The sequence below is a fragment of the Arthrobacter sp. ZBG10 genome (assembly GCF_001238605.1).
Lineage (GTDB): Bacteria > Actinomycetota > Actinomycetes > Actinomycetales > Micrococcaceae > Arthrobacter.
This window is the reverse complement of record NZ_LFQH01000073.1, coordinates 1-16329: the sequence shown is the minus strand read 5'-3', so window position 1 is coordinate 16329 and position 16329 is coordinate 1. Positions and strand designations below refer to the sequence as shown.

The following is a 16329-nucleotide window of genomic DNA, read 5'->3' as shown; positions in this document are numbered from 1 at the left end:
GATGACTGAACCCTCCGCTGAAACCGGAACAGAACCTTCCGAATCCGTTGCCGCAGCCGCCGGACCTGCTGCCGTAGCCCGGGCAGGGGCGGACGCCGAACCCGCAGCCGGGCGCTCCCGTGCCGCCGGGCCCCGCGACACGTTCATTGACGGCGCTGCCCTCTTTCCGGGCGACACCGGGGTGCTGCCCATGCGCGTGCGGCAGGCGCTGGTGAAGCTGCTCAAGGGACCGTACATAGACGGCGGCCGCGACGAGAAACTCTGGACGGTTCTGCTGGATAACCGGGTCATCATCCGCAGCAGGCTCTCCGAACTGTTCCTCACCATGGAACTGGACCATGACCGCAAAATTGCTGTGCTGCGTCCCGTGGATCCGGACGCGATCGGCGGCAGCACCCGCTCCAGCATCCTCCGGCAGCAGCGAGCGCTGAGCCGGGTGGAGACGATTGTGCTGCTCCGGCTCCGCCTGCTGCTGGACCGGCACGTGACGGCGCAGACTGACCCCACCATCACCCGCGAGGAAATCGCCGACCTTGTGGCCCACTACCAGCCCTCGGGCCAGCAGGACGCGCTGCGGGATTCCGACGTGGTGACCCGGGCCATCACTAAGCTCCTGGCCCGCCAGCTCCTGCTGGCCACGGGCCTGGACGACGTGTACACCATCTCCAACGCCCTTCCGCTGGCCCTCCCGTTCGAAAACATCGGCGATATCCCGGCCCAGATCGAAGCCCTGGTCGCAGCCTCGGCGGACCCGTCGGGCACCGAACCGCTCCTTGACCTCGACGCCGAAACAGCGACCGACGAGGATGCCGCCGACGACGCGGACGGTACCACCAACCCCGAAGGAGGCACCAAGTGAGCATCGCCAGCATGCTTCCCCTCGGGGAAGAAACGAACCCGGGGCAGATGCGGCTGGCGCTGGTCCAGGTGGTCAACTGGGGCACCTTCCACGGTGCGCACACCATGCATGTGGACCGCAACGGCACCCTGCTGACCGGCAACTCGGGCGTCGGCAAGTCGACGCTTTTCGACGCGATGCTGCGGGTGTTCGACGCGCGGCCGCGGTCCAACGAGGCCGCAGCCCAGCGCTCCGGCGGGGCCGTGGAGGACAAACGCACCACCTTTACGTACATGCGCGGCAAGGTGGGCGACAAAGCCGTGGGCGAGGGCTCGGCAAGTGCGTTCCAGCGCCCCGGCGCCACCTGGTCAGCGGTGGCGCTGACGTTCGACAACGCAGCCGGTACCAGGGTGACGGTGTCCGCGCTCTTCGACCTGCCCAAAAACGGCACGGAATCGAGTGTTGGCCGGTTCTACCTGATCGACAGCTCACCGCTGGACCTGCCGGCCCTGGAGGACATCGCGGACAAGCGCTTCACCAAGGCCGCGCTGGAGACGGTGTTCCCGGACGCCCAGGTTTTTGACGTGCATAAGGCGTTTGCCGAGCGCTTCCGGCGGCTGCTGGGCATCAACTCGGACCAGGCGCTTCCGCTGCTGCGGGTCATCCAGGCCGGTAAAGGCCTGGGCGGCAGCGTCAACACCTTCTTCCGGGACCAGGTCCTGGACGCCCCGGCCACCCTGGCGGCGGCCGACGACGTGGTGGAGGAGTTCAGCAACCTGATGTCCATCCGGCAGCGGCTCGAAGACGTCCGCCAGCAGCGCGACCAGCTGGCGCCGGTCCCTGGGCTGAACCGCGAGTACGCCCAGGCGCTGCTGGACGCCAACCGGCTGCGGGACCTCGCAGGCGGCGAATTCGAGGCGTACCGGCAGCAGCTGGCAGTCACCGTCCACGAAAAGACGCTGACCCGGTTCCGGGAGCTCGCACAGGCCAAGGCCCAGGACCTCGGGGCGGAGCGGACCGTCCGGGATGCGCTGGCCAAGGATCTCCGGCAGCTGGAAACGGACTACAACACCCAGGGCGGCAACGCGATCTCCGCGATCGAACAGTCGCTCGAGAACGCGCGCGTCAGCCTGAAGCTCCGCGAACAGGTGGAGGAGGCCGCCCGCGCCGCGCTCGCCGATGCCGGCCTGCAGCTGGCCTGGACGGCCGCAGGCTGGGATCAGGCGCACGAACAGGCAGCAGCCCGCTCCGCCGAGCTGAAGGACGACTCCCAGGCCCTGCAGGAGCTTCGGTTTGAGGCCTTTGACGCCCATGCGACCCGCAAGCGGGAACTCGCCGCGGCTGAGCAGGAGCTGGTGTCCCTGAAGACACGCAAATCCCTGCTGCCGCCGTCGAGCATTGAAAACCGGACCGCGATTGCCGCGGCCACCGGTGTGCCCGAGGACCAGATGCCCTTTGCGGGGGAACTGATGGACCTGCTGGAAGGCGAGGAGCGCTGGCGCCCCGCCGCTGAGCGGGCCCTGCGCAGCCTCGCCACCACGCTGCTGGTGCCAGGCGAGCATTTCGGCGCCGTGACCCGGTACCTGAACGCGAACAACATCCGCGGCGCCCTCCGCGCCGTGGACGTGTCCAAGCCGCTGCCAGGCGGTGCGCTGGCGGTGGAGGACGTGAACGACGGCGACCTGCTCCGCAAGCTGGATATCCTCACCGCCGGCGGGGCAGCGGAAGCAGGGGCATGGGTCCGCGAGCGGATCGCCCTCGACTTCGCCTTCCCCTGCGTGGAGGACCCGGACGAACTCGCCGCCCTGGACAAGGGCCTGAGCCTTGGCGGGGTGGTCAAACGCAACCGCCACACCGTGGAAAAGGACGACCGGTTCACCAGCCGCCAGGACTACGTGCTGGGCTTCGACAACGCCGCCAAGCTGGAACTGGTGGCCAGTCAGGTGGCCGACCTCCGGCAGGAAGTGGCCAAGGCCGCGGAACTGGCGCAGAGCCGGGAGGAATCACACCAGGGCATGGGCCGCCAGCTTGAAGCCCTGCGCCGGGTCGCAGCGGACGACAGGCCCTGGGACCAGGTGTCGGCCGCCGTCGCGGCGGAGGACCTGGCACGGATCGAGCAGCGGCTCAAGGATGCGCTCGCAGCGCAGGCGGATCTGGAACCGCTGCGCGCCAACATCGAGCAGGCCCGGCAGAAACACCAGTCCAGCACCGAGTCGGCTGCCGTCCTGCAAAGCGAGTACAAGGCGCTGGACCGGCAGCTGACCACCGCCGATTCCCTGCTGCACGCCGCGCGCGGGCGCCTGGCCGAAGCGCCGCCGTCGGACGCCACCGTCGAAGCCTTGGCGCCCTACTTTGACGGGTTCGGCGACATCACGGAGCTGCATGAACTGGACAACCTGGCCAACCGGGTGCGCTCCACGCTCCTGGGGGAGCTGCACGCCGCCGAATCCCGCGGCCAGGGCACCGCTGAGCGGCTCACCAGGATCTTTGAGGGGTTTGTCCGCGAATGGGGCAGCGCCATCTCGGCCGACCACGGCACCAGCATCGGCGCCGCAGCCGACTTCGAAACCCGGTACCACGCGATTGTCAGCGACGGGCTGCCGGCACAGGAAGCCGAATTCCGGCAGTTCTTCAACCAGCGCACGCACGAATCGTTCAGCACGCTGCTGCATCTGCTGGATGAAGAGCGGCGGTCCATCACCAGCCGGATCCTGCCGCTGAACGGCATCCTGTCGCAGGTGAACTTCCATGAAGGAAGCTTCCTGGAGCTGGACATCAAGCAGACTTTGCCGCCCACTGCCAAGGCGTTCAAGGACGCCATCCAGAACGCGCTCAAGGCCCGCCACACCCGGCCGGCGCGGCCCGAAGCCGGTCAGGAACGCGACGAGGACGCCGAGCTCACCGCCCGCTACAAGTCGCTGGAGGCCTTGGTCCGGCGGCTGGGCTCGCAGGCTCCGGAGGACCGCCGCTGGCGCGCCGAGGTGCTGGATGTCCGCGGCCACCTCTTTATCCAGTGCAAGGAACACCGCGACGTTACCGGACCCCGCGGCGGGAAGCGGTCCGAGGTCTTTATGCACGCCGACACCGGGTCGATGTCCGGCGGCGAGCGGCAGCGGTTCACGGCGTTCATCATGGCGGCAGCGCTCAGCTACCAGCTGGGCATCGCGGAGCAGGGCTTCACCACCTACGGCACGGTGATGATGGATGAAGCCTTCGTCCTGGCCTCCGAAGAGTTCGCCGGCGCCGGCATCAAGGCGCTGCATGAATTCGGGTTCCAGCTGCTGCTGGCGGCCCCGGAAAACGTCATCGACCTGTCCCGGCACCTGGGGTCCGTCACCGAGATCCTCCGGGACAAGCGCACCAACCGTTCAGGCGTCCTCACGGCCCCGGTGATCAGGCCCACGGCAGGGGCGGAAGGGGCCTGGCGGTCCGAGGCGAACCCGGTGGACATCGTCCTGCGTTAGCCCGCGTGGCGTGTGTCCTTCGTCACGGGAAATGATTAAGGTACGCAAACCTTTCGTAATAGGGGGGAGGCTAGGCTAGCCTTACTTAGGTTCGCATCATTCACCTAAGGAGTTCCGTGACTTCCCCCCACTTCACCGGCCTGACCGCCACCCGCCGGACGCTGTTCAAATCAGCCGGCAAGGCGACGGCGGTCCTGGCCGCAGCGGCCCTCACGCTCTCGGCCTGCTCCACGGGCCCCGCGGCCTCCACACCGGACGCCAGCACTGCCGGCTCCAGCAGCACAGCTTTCCCCGTGACCATCAAACATGTCTACGGCGAGACCACCATCGAAAAGCAGCCCACCCGGGTCGCCACCGTCTCCTGGGTCAACGACGACGTTGCCATTGCCCTGGGTGTGGTGCCCGTTGGCGTCCCCACCAACGAATGGGGCGGCAACGACAAGGGCTCCACCCCGTGGAAGGACGCGGCCCTCGAGGATTTGGGTGCCGGGTTTGGCACGGACAAGGCCCCCGTCCAGTACTCCGAGGCGGACGGCATCAACTTCACAGAGATCGCCAAGCTCACCCCGGACGTCATCCTGGCCGCCTACTCCGGCCTGACCGAAGAGGACTACAAGAAGCTCAGCGAGATCGCACCCGTGGTGGCGCACCCTGAGCTGGCGTACGGCACGTCCTGGCAGGACTCCACCACCATCATCGGCAAGGCCCTGGGCAAGGAAGCAGAAGCCACCAAGCTGGTCTCCGACACCGAGAAGACCGTCACGGACAAGGTGTCCAAGTTCCCCCAGCTGGCAGAGAAGACCTTCATTTACGGCAACCTCGAGCCTGCCAAGGGTGATGGCGTGAACGTCTACACCGCCAACGACAACCGCCCCCGTTTTCTTTCGGAGATCGGCATGAAGCTCGCCCCCGTGGTGGAGGACAACTCGAAGGGGTCCAAGGATTTCTTTATCGCCTGGTCCGCTGAGAAGGCCAACGAACTGGACTCGGACATCTTCGTGACCTGGGTTCCGGATGCCTCCACCACGGACGCCATCAAGGCCGACCCGCTGCTGGGCCAGATCCCCGCCATCAAAAACGGCGCCCTCGTGGCCGATTCGGACAACACGCTGACGCTGTCCATCTCCGCGTCGTCACCGCTGAGCCTGCCGTGGTCACTGGACACGTTCCTGCCGCAGCTGGCCACCGCCGCGGACGCAGTGAAGTAGGCACTTCGCCATGACGCAGGGTACAACGACGGCGGACCAGTGGGCGCCCGGCGCCGGCACCCCGGTGCCGGGGCGGGTCTCCCGTGGTCCCGTCAAGTGGTCCGCTTCCGGAGGGAAACGGACCGCCTGGCTGCTGGCCGCCGTCGTTGTACTGCTGCTCCTTGCCGGGACCTCCCTGGCCGTGGGCGCCAGGGGCCTTCCCCTGGCCACCGTCTGGCAGGCGATGACCAGCTTCGATGCCGCCAACGGCGACCACGCCGTGGTCCACGCACGTATCCCCCGCACCGCCCTTGGCCTCCTGGTGGGCGGGGCGCTTGGCCTTGCGGGTGCCGCCATGCAGGGCGTGGCCCGCAACCCGCTGGCCGATCCGGGCATCATCGGGGTCAACGCCGGGGCGGCGCTTGCCGTGGTGACCGGCATCTATGTCTTTGGGGTGGCCACCTTCTCCGGCTACATCTGGTTCGCCTTCATCGGTGCCGGCGCCGCCGCGGTGCTGGTGTACCTCATTGCGTCCCTGGGCCGGGACGGCGCCACCCCGGTCAAGCTCGCGCTGGCCGGTGCCGCGCTGAGTGCCGGCCTGTACTCGCTCATGAACGTCGTCCTGGTCTCCAGCCAGGACACCCTGGACCGGTTCCGCTTCTGGCAGGTCGGCGGGGTGGCCGGCCGCGACTGGTCCGTGGTCCTGCCCGGGCTGCCCTTCCTCGCCGTCGGCGCCGCGGTTGTGCTCCTGACCGGCCGCATCCTCAACTCCCTGGCTCTCGGCGACGACATTGCGCGCGGCCTCGGCCAGCGTGTGGGCCTGGCCCGCGGCGTGGCCGCCCTCGGGATTGTGCTGCTGTGCGGCACCGCCACCGCCCTGGCCGGACCCATCGGCTTTGTTGGCCTGGTGGTTCCGCACGCGGTCCGCTTCCTGACCGGACCGGACTACCGCTGGATCCTGCCGTTTTCCCTGGTGGTGGCCCCGGTGCTGCTCCTGGGCGCCGACATCATCGGCCGCGTGATCCTGCTGCCCGGTGAAGTCCCGGCCGGCATTATGACCGCCCTGGTGGGCGCCCCGTTCTTCGTTTGGCTGGTTCGCCGCGGCAAGGGGGCCGGGCTGTGACCCGCACCGACACCACTCCCGCCGCCCCGGATGCGCTATCACTTCCGGTCGCCAAAACCACCCCGGGGGGACCAGAAGTGATAGGGCAACGGCAGAGCCGGCGCCGGATCAACCGGACCCCCATCCTGGCAGCCGCCGTGGTGGTCCTCTTCGCCGTCTCCATCCTGCTGGGCAGCTACACCGTCACCATCCCGGACTTCATCAGGATCCTGGTGGCGCACTTTACCGGCGGTGACAAGATCCCCGGCGCCAGCTTCATCGTGATGGAGAACAAGCTGCCCCGGGCCGTGATAGGCACCATGATCGGCGTTGCGTTCGGCCTGGCCGGCGCCCTGTTCCAGACCATGCTCCGCAACCCGCTGGCCAGCCCCGACGTGATCGGGATCAGCTACGGCGCCAGCGCCGCCGCCGTGGTGGCCATTGTTGTTTTCGGCGCCACCGGGCCCACGGTCTCCGTTGCCGCCATGGCCGGCGCCCTCGCCGTGGCGGCACTCATCTACGGCATCTCCAGCGGCGGGGCCATGCGCGGCACCAGCAACGGCAACGCTGCCGGCAACCGTTTGGTCCTGGCCGGCGTGGGCATCGCCGCTGCCCTGCACGCCGTGGTCAACTTCCTGATGACCCGGGCCGACATCCGCACCGCGGCCGACACCCTGGTCTGGCTCAACGGGTCCCTGAACTCTGCCAACTGGGACCGCGCCGGTGTCCTGGCCATCGCCCTGGCGATCCTGGTCCCGGCCGTGGCCTTGATCGCCGGCCCGTTGCGGATCCTCGAACTCGGCGACGACGCCGCCGCCGGCCTGGGCATCAAGGTCGGCGTGGCCCGGCTTGCCCTGGTGATCGTCGCCGTGGCCCTCGCCGCCGTAGCCACCGCCGCCGCGGGGCCTGTGGCGTTTGTGGCGTTCCTGGCGGGACCGATCGCGCGCCGCTTCACCAAAAAAGCCAGCCTCCCGGCGTCGGCCCTGGTGGGCGCGGTGATCGTCCTCGCGGCCGACTACTTCGCCGCCAACCTCGCCCCCCTGATCCTGGGCGGCACGGTCCTGCCCGTGGGCGTTATCACCGGCGCCCTGGGCGCCCCGTTCCTGCTGTGGCTCCTGGTCACTGCCAACCGAAAGGACGCCTGACATGGCAGTTCTCGATGCCAAGGACCTGACGCTGAAGTACGACCAGCGCTGCGTGGTGGACAGCTTGAGCGTTGGCATTCCCGAGGGCCGGGTGACCATGATTGTGGGCGCCAATGCCTGCGGGAAGTCCACGCTGCTCCGCGGCCTCTCGCGGCTGCTGAAACCCGCCGCCGGCACCGTCACCCTGGACGGCAAGGACATCCATTCCCGGCCCGCCCGCGAACTGGCCCGCACCCTGGGCCTGCTCCCGCAGCACCCCACCGCCCCGGACGGCATCACCGTGCGCGACCTGGTGGGCCGTGGCAGGTACCCGCACCAGGGTTTCTTCCGCAGCAGCAGCGACAAGGACGACGCCGCCGTGCACCGGGCCTTGGAGGCCACCGAAACCCTGGCCCTCGCCGAACGGGACGTGGACGAACTCTCCGGCGGGCAGCGCCAGCGCGTCTGGATCGCCATGGCCCTGGCGCAGGAAACCGAAGTCCTGCTGCTGGACGAGCCCACCACCTACCTGGACCTGGCCCACCAGGTGGAGGTGCTTGATCTCATCACCGACCTGAACCGCAGCCGCGGCACCACCGTGGCCATCGTCCTGCACGACCTCAACCTGGCCGCCCGCTATGCCGACCACGTCATCGCCATGAAAGCCGGAGCGGTGGTGGCCGCGGGCACCCCGCAGGAGGTGGTCACGGAGGCACTGGTCAGCAGCGTCTTCGGCCTCGAATCCCGGGTCATCCCGGACCCCGTTTCCGGTACCCCCCTGATCATTCCCATCGGGCGCCACCACGTCCCAGCCAACGAACTGGAGCTTGTTTCATGAACACCCGAGAAGTTGCCACCACCGAGCCCATGACCCTCGCCTTCGAGGTGACCGTTTCCTCCGTCCAGGAACTGAGCCCCAACTTCCGCAGGATCACCTTCGGCGGGTACGCGCTGCGGGACTTCGGCGTCAACGGCGACTCCCTGGACCTGCGCATCAAGCTGATGATCCCGTCCCTTGCCGCAGACGGCACCGAACTGCCCCTGCCGGCCTTCGAAATGACCGAGGCCGGCTGGTACCGCGAATGGCTCGCCATGGACCCGGCCGTCCGCGGTTCCATGCGCACCTACACGGTCCGCTCGTCCCGGCTTGATTCCGTGTACCCGGAGATCGACGTGGACTTCGTGATGCATTTTGATGACCACGGGCACGGCGGCCCGGCCGCGAACTGGGCCCTGAACGCCAAGCCCGGCGACGCCATCACCATCATCGGCCCCAACAACCGGGCCGCCCTGTGCCGGACCGCGGAAAACTACGGCGGCATCGAATGGCGCCCCGGGCTGGCCCAGCGCGTCCTGCTCGCCGGCGACGAGACCGCCCTCCCGGCCATCTCCGCCATCCTCGAAAGCCTGCCCGCCTACATGAGCGGCCACGCCATCCTGGAGGTTCCCGAAGCCGGCGACTTCCAGGAGCTGGAGTCCGCCGCCGACGTCCAGATCACCTGGCTGGCGCGCGGTGCGTCAATCGGCCGGTCCCGTCCGCACGGCGAACTCCTGCAGGACGCCGTCCGGAAGGCCGTCCCCGTGCCCGGCTGGGTGGGCCTAAAAGCGGCCGACGGCGGCGCGGGACCCGAGCCCGAAGACGTCAACGTGGACGTGGACATCCTTTGGGAGACGCCCGCGCGGATGGAAACCGGGGCGATCGCCGCAACCAAGAACCCGGACATGCCAGCCGGCGCCATGCCGTTCTACGCCTGGATCGCCGGTGAGGCGGCCGTCATCAAGGACATGCGCCGCTACCTGGTGCGCGATGTGGGCATCGACCGCAAGCAGGTGGCCTTTATGGGCTACTGGCGGCAGGGCAAAGCGGAGGGCTGAGCACCTTCCTGTTCATGCCGCCGTCGTCCGCTGGCCGCTTTGGCCGGTTAGCGTGGGCTGGTGCCTGTTGCCCCCTTGCTGCCCCAAAGTGGCCGTCGCGTGTTTGTTGCCCTGGGCGATTCGTTCACCGAGGGTGTGGGCGACCGCGACGGCCGGCTGCCCAACGGGGTCCGCGGCTGGGCGGACCGGGTGGCCGAGAAACTGGCCAAGGACCAGCCCGGGTGGCGCTACGCGAACCTGGCCATCCGCAGCAAGCGGCTGCGGCACATCGTGGCCGAGCAGCTGGAACCGGCGCTGGCCATGGAACCGGCACTGATCACCCTGTACGCCGGCGGCAATGACATCCTGGACCTGAAAACCGACATGGCAGCGCTGATGGCCGACTACGAACAGCTGGTGGCCCGCCTGGCCGGCACCGGGGCTGTCCTGGTGCTGTTCACCGGGTTCGACGTCAAGGTCTCGGCCCTGCTGGAACCGCTGAAGAAGCGCAACACCCTCTACAACCGCCACGTCCGCGCGATTGCGGAGCAGCATGGCGCCGTCCTGGTGGACTATTGGTGCCTGGACGCGTTCCACGACCGGCGGATGTGGGACGCGGACCGGCTGCACATGTCAAAGGCCGGGCACAGGTACCTGGCCGGGCAGGTCCTGGACCAGCTGGGAGTGCCGCACAAGATCCGGCCCAAGGACTGGGAAGCGCCGGCGCGGCGCGGGCTGCGGGAATGGGAACGCCATCAGCGGCGGTGGATCAACGACTGGGTCCTGCCGCTGTTCGGCCGCAAGATCCGGGGGATCACGCTGGGGGACACGCTCACGGCGCGCTGGCCGGAACCGGTCAAGGTGCCCCGCAAAGGCGGGCTGCGGAAGCTGGCCGAAAAAACCGCCGCCTGATGCGCCTCAGCTGTCCAGCAGGTTTTCAAACCCCGGCGCCACCCGGCCGGCATGGAATTCGACGACGTCGAACTCGGCAACACCGTTCGCATAGAACGGGTCCTGCGCCAGGCTGGCATCCAGGGTGGCGCGGTCCACCTGCGACAACAGCAACCCACCCGTCCGCGGCACCTTGCGGCCGGCGGCGATGAAGACGCCGTTGTCGAAGGCCTCCTGGAGCCAGGCCATGTGGCCGTCGTTGTGGAAATCGACGATGTCCTGCGGGACGCGGTAGGTCAAGGAAACAACATACATACGCCCACCCTACCGGGGGCAGCGGGCCTGGTTGAAGGATCAACGACGGCTTTCTCGTAGTATTGACGCATGACCGAACCGCGCTGGCTGAGCGCCGACGAACGCCGTGCCTGGCTGGCCCTGGTAAGCATCAACACGCTGCTTCCGGCGGCCCTGGACACCAAGCTGCACGCGGCCGGGAAGCTGTCCCTCTTCGACTACACGGTCCTGGCCATGCTCTCCGAAACGGAAGAGCGGTTCCTGCCCATGAGCGAGCTCGCCGCACGAAGCAGCGCCTCGCTGTCCCGGCTGTCCCATGTGGTGACCAAGCTGCAGAAACGGGGCTGGGTGGAGCGCCGACCGCATCCCCACGACGCCCGGGTCACCACCGCCCACCTCACGGCCGAGGGGATGGCCACCATCGTTGGGCTGGCGCCCGGCCATGTTGAAACGGTCCGGGAACTGTTCCTTGATGCGTTGTCGGACCAGGACGTCCAGGACCTGGCCCGGATCGGCGAGAAGGTGGTTGGCCGGCTGGATGCCAACCATTGGATCCTGCGCGAAAACTGATGCCGGCCCCGCCAGTTGGTTGCTCGCGGCAACGGATGGCAAACTGGCCGGATGGAATTCTCTTCCCGGTTTGTGGCCCTTGGCGATTCCTTCACTGAAGGAGTGGGGGACGACGACCCAACGCGCCCCAACGGGGTCCGCGGCTGGGCCGACCGCGTGGCCGAGCAGTTGGGAGCCGCGGATCCCGGCTTCGGCTACGCCAACCTCGCCATCCGCGGGCGGAAACTCCGGCAGATCCTGGCCGAGCAGGTGGATGCCGCCGTAGCGCTGCAACCCACGCTGGTGAGCATCTACGCAGGCGCGAACGACATCCTTCGTCCCAAAATCGACATCGACGACCTCCTGGGCGAGTACGACGACGGCATCCGCAGGTTGCGTGCCACCGGCGCCACCGTGGTGCTCTTCACGGGCTTCGACGCGCGGGGGTCGAAGGTGTTCAGCACCATGCGCGGCCGCACCGCGATCTACAACGAGCTGGTCCGCGGCATCGCCGGCGACCACGGCGCCCTGCTGGTGGACTACTGGCGTTTCAGCGAATACTACGACTGGGGCATGTGGGCCACGGACCGGATGCATATGTCCGCCGCCGGCCACGCAAACATGGCCAAGCGGGTGCTGGACGTCCTGGCGCACGAACACTCCATCGACGTTCCGCCCATGACTCCGGTTCCGGAACTCAGCCGCGCAGAGGCCCTCCGCGCCAACGCCCGCTGGGTCCGCGAGTTTGCCGGCCCCTGGGTTGTCCGCCGGGTTACGGGCAAGTCCTCCGGCGATGGCCTGGCTCCCAAGTACCCGGCACTGACGCGGCTTTAGCGCCGGAAGGAAGGCGTCGCCACCAGCGAACCGTCAGTCCGTACGGCCAGGATGGCGGCATCCCAGCCGTCCGCTGCCCGGTCCAGCATCGGTGTCCCGCCTGACACCACTGCTGTGGCCAGGATGTCGGCCGTGACGATATCCGCCGCCGCAACCGACACCTGGCTGAACTCCGCCGGCCGGCCGTGCTGGCGCCAGATGTGGTCGCCCCGCTCCGCTGAACCAGAGGTTGCCAGGGCCAGGTGCCGGCCGGCTGCTGCCAGCGGATAGGCGGCGACCAGGGAACCGCGGTTTCCGGGATCAACAATTCCCGCCCGCCACGGCTCGCCGCTGCCGGGGACGGGGGAGCCGCCCGCCAGTACATCACCGCCGGCATTCAGGCACCAGTTCCTGCGGCCCAGGGCCAGCAGGGAGGTGCCGGCTTCACGGATCGCGTGGCCCTTCACCAGCCCGGAGAGGTCAAGCACACCGTCAGGCCGCTCAGGGCTGAACGCCCCTTCAGTGCGCAGCCGCCAGTCGTGGGCCTCCGCATACAGGTCCCGCATGATGTCCGACGCACGCGGCAGCGTCAGTTCACCGCGGGCCAGCCGGCTCGCTTCGGAATCCGGCCGGTACAGGCTGAACGTTTCGTCCAGGTCCCGGAAAAGGCGTTCGACGACGGCCAGTGCGGCAGCAAGCTCGTCGTCCGCCGCCTGCCCTGCCGCCGGGCCGTCGGGAACCAGCGCGAGGCTGATGACAGTTCCCATGCTGGTGAAGGTGCGGATCTTCAGGGGTGCGCCGCTGGCTTCGGTGGGGTCAGAGGTTTGCTGCATCGATGGCTGCCTGGAGTGAAGTGAGGTAGGCGCCGCTGGTGACGGTGGCACCGCTGACCGTCTGGACGTCGGCCGACTGGGCCGCAAGGACCTCGCTCCGGAGCACCGGTGCTGCCCGGTTGCTGATCTGGATCGACTTCCGGTCGTCATCGGTCAGGTGGAGCGCCGTGACGTCGGTGATGGTGCCGCCGGCGACGGTGATCTGCACCTGTACGGAGCCGAGCCGGGTCTGGACGTCAGCTCCCGTGAAAGTACCCGCGGCGGTGGTTCCGCTGGTGGTCCCCTTGGTTGTTCCCTTGGTTGTTGCGCTGTCCGGGGCGGAACCGTTGGTTCCGGACGCACCGCCCGATCCCTCCGCCGTCGTACCTGTTGCTGTGATGATGCTGGTGCCGCCGGCCTGGGTGCCGGCCTGCCAGCCGGCCAGGAGGATCCCTGCCGAGGCGACTGCTGCCGCAACTGTTCCCCGTGTTTTCACCAGTCGAACCTTTCGTGATGGATCTGGGTGGCCGGTACGCCGGCTGCCGTGGCGTCCGCAATGACGTTCCCGGCCCATGCGGACGGGCCGCAGATGTAGATGTCCGCGTCGGCTGCGTCCGGGACATAGGAGGTAAGGGAGTAGCCACTGTGGACTGCGTCGTCAGGGAGCCAGCCGGATTGCCGCCTGTCCCGAGGGCCGGTCAGGTGGAACAGGCGGGCGCCGCGGAGCCGGCAAAGTTCGAGGATCTCGTGGCTGAGGTACAGTTCCCGGTCGCTGTGGCCGCGCAGCAGGACCGTGGCCTGGCCCGGTGCGAACGGGGTGCTTTCCAGCAGGGCCCGCAGCGGGGTGATGCCGATGCCTGCGCCCATCAAGACCACCTTGTCCCTGGTCCGCGCGGCGGTTCCGAACAGGCCGTAGGGTCCGGCAACAGCCACCCGGGTTCCGGTGCGCAGGCGGACAAGCCCGCCCGAGCCGCTGCCGAGGTTGCGGACCGTGATCCGCAAGGTACCTGTCCCGTCCGCTGCCAGGACCACCGGTTCCGCCGACAGACTGAAGGGATGGGGATGCCACCACATTCCCTGGGCGAGGAACCGCCAGATAAGGAACCGGCCGCCGGTGCCGGCCAGCCGGTCCAGGGCGCGGCCCTTCATCACAATGTTCACCACGCCGGGAGCAGCCTGTTCCACCCGGACCACGCTGAGCCGGTGCCGGTTCGTTGCGGCGATGGGCTGGACAACCCGGAAGTACAGCAGGGCGGCTCCGGTGGCCAGGCACAGCGCGGCCCAGTACCAGCGCTGCCACGTCCCCTCGGCGAACAGCCCGCCAACGCTGAACTGATGCGGGATGGCCGTACCCACTGCGGCGTAGGTCAGCAGATGCACGGCGTACCAGAACTCGTAGGGGAACCGGCGACGGACCGCCACCAGGGACGTCACCACCACCGCTACGAAGAGCACCATGGAAATGTAGGCAAGCCACATGTCCGGGACCAGCGACCACAGGGCGATTGCCTCACTGACGGGGTCCAGGCCCGCGGCCATCCCATAGCCCACGGCGATCAGCAGCCCGTGTGCCAGCAGGAGGTAGAGGGAAGGTTTGCCCAGCTTCCGGTGGAACCCCAGCGCCCTGTCATGGCCAACGGTCCGGTCCACCAGGGGAATCCTGGCTGCCAGCAGGAGCATCAACAGGACCAGGTCCATGCCCACCAGGCCGGCCACGATCCCGGCAGCGGTCACGGCACCGGCAGGTGTCGCGGCCGCTGCCAAACCGCCGTCGGAAAGCCACAGGGCCACAGCCGCCGCAACGGAAGCCCATGCCACCACTGTGAGAAGGTCGGCGCGGAGCAGGCGGCGCCGGTGCTGTACGGCGAAGCCGTTGCCGTCCCTGCCGGGACGGGCTGCGGGACCGCGTGTTGCTGGCCCGGCCTGCGCTTGGGGGAGTTGTATGGTCATGGATCCAGAATCAGCCCGACAGCTTTCATTTTGCTGTGAATACCGGCACTTCCTTGCTGTGATCCTGCGCGGGAAGCTGCCTGCTTATACACCCTTGACGGCCTGATTGGTCTTTAATTGGCGGAACTCGTAGACTTGGTAGGCGCTAAGTGCGCGGAGCGTGCGCAATTGCTCCGGTTGTCCGGTAATTTCTCCAGGGCGGCCGGTAGTTAGGGGCTCAAGTTGCGTGACTGACCGTTCGCCCTCAATCAATTTGGGTCGCACTTAGCAGCATGATCCAGCAGCAGATATGCGGATCATTACTTTCAATTCTTGAGGAGAAGTCATGGCAGCACACTGCCAAGTGACCGGAGCCGAGCCGGGCTTTGGGCACAGCATTTCGCACTCGCACCGCCGCAACAAGCGTCGGTTCGATCCGAACATTCAGAAGAAGCGCTACTGGGTTCCGTCCCTGCGCCGTAATGTCACTCTGCAGGTTTCTGCAAAGGGCATCAAGACCATCGACGTTCGCGGCATCGACGTTGTCGTCGCCGCCATTCTCGCTCGTGGGGTGAAGCTCTAGTGGCTAAAGACAAGGACGTACGTCCGATCATCAAGCTCAAGTCGACTGCGGGCACGGGTTACACCTACGTAACCCGCAAGAACCGTCGTAACGATCCGGACCGTATGGTCCTGAAGAAGTACGACCCCAAGATCCGCCAGCACGTCGAATTCCGTGAGGAGCGCTAAACATGGCTAAGAAGTCCAAGATTGCTCGCAACGAGCAGCGCAAGGTCATCGTAGAGCGTTACGCTGCAAAGCGCCTCGAGCTTAAGAAGACCCTGGTTGATGCAAACGCAACCGACGAAGCACGCGAAGCAGCCCGCCTGGGCCTGCAGAAGCTGCCCCGCAACGCGTCCCCGATCCGTCTGCGTAACCGCGACATCATCGACGGTCGTCCCCGCGGTACCTTCCAGAAGTTCGGTATCTCCCGTGTTCGCTTCCGCGACATGGCGCACCGCGGTGAGCTTCCGGGCATCACCAAGTCTTCCTGGTAATCCAGCACTGCTGATTCCAGCTGCTTGAGAAGGGCCGGCAACCATATGGTTGCCGGCCCTTCCGTCTTTAACCCGGTACGCTTCCCGTTGTGTTTCAGCCCACAACTCCAGGAAACGGCGGCGGCGCCCGGTTGGGATGCCTCATGGGCCGTTCCGCCCCGGAAATACTGGGGTCAGCACCCCTGGAACCTCGATTTGCTGTGGGGGGCGGTGGGGTGTATTGTTTTCTAAGTCGCCGCGAGGGAGACAGCGAGAAGCTGGGTACCGCGGGTGACCAACCCCCATTTTGAACGGCCTGGAATATGGTTCGCTTGTTTGCGTGCCGGTTTTTTGGGTGGGGTGGTTGCTGTTGAAGCGTGATTCTGCGTCAGGGATGCGGGTTTGCAAAGCTTCCGGTGATCGGGTAAGTTTGAA

The 16329-nt window shown here is 67.5% G+C and carries 17 protein-coding genes; 13 read left to right on the top strand and 4 right to left on the bottom strand.

Going from position 1 to position 16329, the window contains the following annotated elements; translation table 11 throughout:
• Window position 1 precedes the first annotated feature (1 nt).
• The 8 genes from ACU18_RS16860 (at window position 2) to ACU18_RS16825 (ending at window position 10481) form a co-directional block, all read left to right on the top strand.
• A complete protein-coding gene (locus tag ACU18_RS16860; protein WP_050687474.1) occupies window positions 2-859 on the top strand; it encodes a DUF4194 domain-containing protein in 858 nt (285 codons plus the stop codon).
• Window positions 856-4302 carry an ATP-binding protein gene (locus ACU18_RS16855; RefSeq protein WP_050687471.1) on the top strand — a complete coding sequence of 1149 codons (3447 nt, stop codon included), beginning with the start codon at window positions 856-858 and terminating at the stop codon, window positions 4300-4302. The genes ACU18_RS16860 and ACU18_RS16855 overlap by 4 nt, the downstream gene beginning before the upstream one ends.
• A 116-nt stretch (window positions 4303-4418) precedes the next feature.
• Window positions 4419-5510, top strand: coding sequence for an iron-siderophore ABC transporter substrate-binding protein (locus tag ACU18_RS16850; RefSeq protein WP_050687469.1), 1092 nt, complete (start codon window positions 4419-4421; stop codon window positions 5508-5510).
• Between the two features lie 10 nt (window positions 5511-5520).
• A complete protein-coding gene (locus ACU18_RS16845; RefSeq protein WP_050687467.1) occupies window positions 5521-6612 on the top strand; it encodes a FecCD family ABC transporter permease in 1092 nt (363 codons plus the stop codon).
• Window positions 6613-6692: 80 nt separating this feature from the next.
• Window positions 6693-7736 carry a FecCD family ABC transporter permease gene (locus ACU18_RS16840; protein ID WP_442853721.1) on the top strand — a complete coding sequence of 348 codons (1044 nt, stop codon included), beginning with the start codon at window positions 6693-6695 and terminating at the stop codon, window positions 7734-7736.
• Between the two features lies 1 nt (window position 7737).
• Window positions 7738-8553: an ABC transporter ATP-binding protein gene (locus ACU18_RS16835; RefSeq protein WP_050687465.1), complete on the top strand. Its 816-nt coding sequence runs from the start codon at window positions 7738-7740 to the stop codon at window positions 8551-8553.
• On the top strand, window positions 8550-9590 hold the full coding sequence (locus tag ACU18_RS16830) for a siderophore-interacting protein (protein ID WP_050687463.1): 1041 nt from the start codon (window positions 8550-8552) through the stop codon (window positions 9588-9590). The genes ACU18_RS16835 and ACU18_RS16830 overlap by 4 nt, the downstream gene beginning before the upstream one ends.
• Before the next feature lie 57 nt (window positions 9591-9647).
• Window positions 9648-10481: an SGNH/GDSL hydrolase family protein gene (locus ACU18_RS16825; RefSeq protein ID WP_432246067.1), complete on the top strand. Its 834-nt coding sequence runs from the start codon at window positions 9648-9650 to the stop codon at window positions 10479-10481.
• Window positions 10482-10487: 6 nt separating this feature from the next.
• Here ACU18_RS16825 and ACU18_RS16820 read toward each other — a convergent pair whose 3' ends face one another.
• Entirely contained in the window at window positions 10488-10775 is a 288-nt protein-coding gene (locus tag ACU18_RS16820) for a YciI family protein (protein WP_050687457.1), read from the bottom strand.
• Window positions 10776-10844: 69 nt separating this feature from the next.
• On the opposite strand from ACU18_RS16820, the gene ACU18_RS16815 reads away from it, so the two are divergent.
• Both ACU18_RS16815 and ACU18_RS16810 read left to right on the top strand, forming a co-directional pair.
• Window positions 10845-11324 carry a MarR family winged helix-turn-helix transcriptional regulator gene (locus tag ACU18_RS16815; protein ID WP_050687455.1) on the top strand — a complete coding sequence of 160 codons (480 nt, stop codon included), beginning with the start codon at window positions 10845-10847 and terminating at the stop codon, window positions 11322-11324.
• Window positions 11325-11375: 51 nt separating this feature from the next.
• The gene (locus ACU18_RS16810; RefSeq protein ID WP_050687453.1) at window positions 11376-12137 is read left to right on the top strand and encodes an SGNH/GDSL hydrolase family protein; all 762 of its coding nucleotides are present in this window, start codon (window positions 11376-11378) and stop codon (window positions 12135-12137) included.
• Here the strand turns inward: ACU18_RS16810 and ACU18_RS16805 are convergent.
• Genes ACU18_RS16805 through ACU18_RS16795 form a run of 3 tightly spaced genes read right to left on the bottom strand, consistent with a single transcriptional unit; the run spans window position 12134 to window position 14878 of the window.
• Window positions 12134-12883 carry an FAD:protein FMN transferase gene (locus ACU18_RS16805; protein WP_050687511.1) on the bottom strand — a complete coding sequence of 250 codons (750 nt, stop codon included), beginning with the start codon at window positions 12881-12883 and terminating at the stop codon, window positions 12134-12136. The genes ACU18_RS16810 and ACU18_RS16805 overlap by 4 nt on opposite strands.
• A gap of 49 nt (window positions 12884-12932) precedes the next feature.
• Window positions 12933-13424 carry an FMN-binding protein gene (locus ACU18_RS16800; RefSeq protein WP_050687451.1) on the bottom strand — a complete coding sequence of 164 codons (492 nt, stop codon included), beginning with the start codon at window positions 13422-13424 and terminating at the stop codon, window positions 12933-12935.
• Entirely contained in the window at window positions 13421-14878 is a 1458-nt protein-coding gene (locus ACU18_RS16795; RefSeq protein ID WP_050687449.1) for a ferredoxin reductase family protein, read from the bottom strand. The genes ACU18_RS16800 and ACU18_RS16795 overlap by 4 nt, the downstream gene beginning before the upstream one ends.
• A gap of 325 nt (window positions 14879-15203) precedes the next feature.
• On the opposite strand from ACU18_RS16795, the gene rpmB reads away from it, so the two are divergent.
• From rpmB to rpsN, 3 genes are read left to right on the top strand one after another with little or no spacing between them, the layout of a single operon-like run.
• The gene (gene rpmB / locus ACU18_RS16790; RefSeq protein ID WP_050687447.1) at window positions 15204-15440 is read left to right on the top strand and encodes a 50S ribosomal protein L28; all 237 of its coding nucleotides are present in this window, start codon (window positions 15204-15206) and stop codon (window positions 15438-15440) included.
• A complete protein-coding gene (gene rpmG, locus ACU18_RS16785) occupies window positions 15440-15607 on the top strand; it encodes a 50S ribosomal protein L33 (protein WP_013602737.1) in 168 nt (55 codons plus the stop codon). The genes rpmB and rpmG overlap by 1 nt, the downstream gene beginning before the upstream one ends.
• A gap of 2 nt (window positions 15608-15609) precedes the next feature.
• Window positions 15610-15915: a 30S ribosomal protein S14 gene (rpsN, locus tag ACU18_RS16780; RefSeq protein ID WP_050687445.1), complete on the top strand. Its 306-nt coding sequence runs from the start codon at window positions 15610-15612 to the stop codon at window positions 15913-15915.
• Window positions 15916-16329 lie beyond the last annotated feature (414 nt).

What these genes read in the sequence shown, in the direction of transcription:
- ACU18_RS16805 (WP_050687511.1), bottom strand. Translation starts at nt 12,883, where the DNA reads ATGGGAACTGTCATCAGCCTCGCGCTGGTTCCCGACGGCCCGGCGGCA.
- ACU18_RS16835 (WP_050687465.1), top strand. Translation starts at nt 7,738, where the DNA reads ATGGCAGTTCTCGATGCCAAGGACCTGACGCTGAAGTACGACCAGCGC.
- ACU18_RS16820 (WP_050687457.1), bottom strand. Translation starts at nt 10,775, where the DNA reads ATGTATGTTGTTTCCTTGACCTACCGCGTCCCGCAGGACATCGTCGAT.
- ACU18_RS16845 (WP_050687467.1), top strand. Translation starts at nt 5,521, where the DNA reads ATGACGCAGGGTACAACGACGGCGGACCAGTGGGCGCCCGGCGCCGGC.
- ACU18_RS16830 (WP_050687463.1), top strand. Translation starts at nt 8,550, where the DNA reads ATGAACACCCGAGAAGTTGCCACCACCGAGCCCATGACCCTCGCCTTC.
- ACU18_RS16815 (WP_050687455.1), top strand. Translation starts at nt 10,845, where the DNA reads ATGACCGAACCGCGCTGGCTGAGCGCCGACGAACGCCGTGCCTGGCTG.
- ACU18_RS16795 (WP_050687449.1), bottom strand. Translation starts at nt 14,878, where the DNA reads ATGACCATACAACTCCCCCAAGCGCAGGCCGGGCCAGCAACACGCGGT.
- rpsN (WP_050687445.1), top strand. Translation starts at nt 15,610, where the DNA reads ATGGCTAAGAAGTCCAAGATTGCTCGCAACGAGCAGCGCAAGGTCATC.
- ACU18_RS16860 (WP_050687474.1), top strand. Translation starts at nt 2, where the DNA reads ATGACTGAACCCTCCGCTGAAACCGGAACAGAACCTTCCGAATCCGTT.
- ACU18_RS16810 (WP_050687453.1), top strand. Translation starts at nt 11,376, where the DNA reads ATGGAATTCTCTTCCCGGTTTGTGGCCCTTGGCGATTCCTTCACTGAA.
- rpmB (WP_050687447.1), top strand. Translation starts at nt 15,204, where the DNA reads ATGGCAGCACACTGCCAAGTGACCGGAGCCGAGCCGGGCTTTGGGCAC.